Consider the following 521-nt stretch of genomic DNA (forward strand, 5'->3'; position numbering starts at 1 on the left):
GCCAGCGGATTGACCGATTGACCGTCACCGCCTCGGTGGCGGTGGTGGTGGTGCTGAGGTTGCCTTCGCCGTCGGCAGTAGTGGCCGCCACGCTCAGCGTGAAGTTCGCATCGCTGGTCGGCGTGATCGTCAGTGAGCCTAATGTCCAGCCATGGACATCGACCGTGATGTGGCCAGCCGAAGCGGTGAAGCTGTGGCTGCCATCGCTCAACGTGGCGCCCAGCGGGATCGCGCCGACCACCAGCGAGGCCAGGCTGTTGCTGTCGCCGGCCAGGCTGTTGACCGTGGCGCCGAGGTTCAGCGCGATGGCGGCGCCCTCGACCCCGCTCTCCGCTACCGGCGCCAGGGTGGGCGCCAGCGGATTGACCGTCACCGCCTCGGTCGCGGTGGTGGTGGTGCTGAGGTTGCCCTCGCTGTCGGTGGCGGTCGCGGCCACGCTCAGCGTGAAGTTGGCGTCGCTGGTCGGTGTGATCGTCAGGCTCGATAAGGTCCAGCCATGGACATCGACCGCAGTGTGGCTC

At 67.9% G+C, this 521-nt stretch carries 1 protein-coding gene; it reads right to left on the minus strand.

The window, feature by feature from the left end; genetic code table 11:
- Positions 1-521 (minus strand): hypothetical protein (locus AC1DS3_RS39425; protein WP_477129471.1); only part of this gene is annotated, 521 nt, incomplete at both ends.

This window comes from Cupriavidus sp. 01L46 (assembly GCF_056399905.1).